Below are 1,654 nucleotides of genomic sequence, written 5' to 3' on the forward strand. Positions count from 1 at the left end.
TGTGCCCGTAAATGCGAAATGGCCACCCAACTTTGGGTGGCCATTTCGACTAAAAGAAGTCCGGCGGTGTCCTACTCTCCCACAGGGTCCCCCCTGCAGTACCATCGGCGCTGAGAGGCTTAGCTTCCGGGTTCGGAATGTAACCGGGCGTTTCCCTCTCGCTATGGCCGCCGAAACACTATTGATGTTTCAAAAACCAACAACGACATGATCATTGTTGAGTTCCCGACCGTACATCGAGAACCACTCAGTGGACGCAAGCACCAAAAACAGGTGTGTTATCAAGTCATCGGCTTATTAGTACCGGTCAGCTTCACGTATTACTACGCTTCCACATCCGGCCTATCAACCCAGTAGTCTGGCTGGGAGCCTCTCACCATAAATGGTATGGAAGTCTCATCTTGAGGCCGGCTTCCCGCTTAGATGCTTTCAGCGGTTATCCATCCCGAACGTAGCTAATCAGCGGTGCTCCTGGCGGAACAACTGACACACCAGAGGTTCGTCCAACCCGGTCCTCTCGTACTAGGGTCAGATCCTCTCAAACTTCCTACGCGCGCAGCGGATAGGGACCGAACTGTCTCACGACGTTCTAAACCCAGCTCGCGTACCGCTTTAATGGGCGAACAGCCCAACCCTTGGGACCTACTCCAGCCCCAGGATGCGACGAGCCGACATCGAGGTGCCAAACCATGCCGTCGATATGGACTCTTGGGCAAGATCAGCCTGTTATCCCCGAGGTACCTTTTATCCGTTGAGCGACAGCGCTTCCACAAGCCACTGCCGGATCACTAGTCCCGACTTTCGTCCCTGCTCGACCTGTCAGTCTCACAGTCAAGCTCCCTTGTGCACTTACACTCGCCACCTGATTGCCAACCAGGTTGAGGGAACCTTTGGGCGCCTCCGTTACATTTTGGGAGGCAACCGCCCCAGTTAAACTACCCACCAGGCACTGTCCCTGAACCGGATCACGGTCCTAAGTTAGATATCCAGAGTGACCAGAGTGGTATTTCAACAATGACTCCACACTCACTGGCGTGAATGCTTCACCGTCTCCCACCTATCCTACACAAGCCACACCGAACACCAATACCAAGCTGTAGTAAAGGTCACGGGGTCTTTCCGTCCTGCTGCGCGTAACGAGCATCTTTACTCGTAATGCAATTTCGCCGAGTTCGCGGTTGAGACAGTTGGGAAGTCGTTACGCCATTCGTGCAGGTCGGAACTTACCCGACAAGGAATTTCGCTACCTTAGGATGGTTATAGTTACCACCGCCGTTTACTGGGGCTTAAATTCTCAGCTTCGCCTTGCGGCTAACCGGTCCTCTTAACCTTCCAGCACCGGGCAGGCGTCAGTCCGTATACATCGTCTTGCGACTTGGCACGGACCTGTGTTTTTAGTAAACAGTCGCTACCCACTAGTCTCTGCGGCCACCACACCCTTTCGGAGCAAGTCCTAATAAGTGGATGGCCCCCCTTCTCCCGAAGTTACGGGGGCATTTTGCCGAGTTCCTTAACCACGATTCTCTCGATCTCCTTGGTATTCTCTACCTGACCACCTGAGTCGGTTTGGGGTACGGGCGGCTAGAACCTCGCGTCGATGCTTTTCTCGGCAGCATAGGATCACCCACTTTTTATCCGCATCGTGTCTCAGCCT

Annotated in this window: 2 rRNA genes; both read right to left on the reverse strand. The window is 54.0% G+C overall.

The annotated features are described in order from the left end of the window. Positions 1–58 precede the first annotated feature (58 nt). Positions 59–175: ribosomal RNA gene (gene rrf / locus BLS25_RS16400) — 5S ribosomal RNA — on the reverse strand. A 102-nt stretch (positions 176–277) separates the two neighbouring features. Next, positions 278–1,654, reverse strand: a 23S ribosomal RNA gene (locus tag BLS25_RS16405); the annotation flags it as partial.

This window comes from Microbacterium testaceum StLB037, assembly GCF_900104345.1.
GTDB classification, from domain to species: domain Bacteria; phylum Actinomycetota; class Actinomycetes; order Actinomycetales; family Microbacteriaceae; genus Microbacterium; species Microbacterium testaceum_A.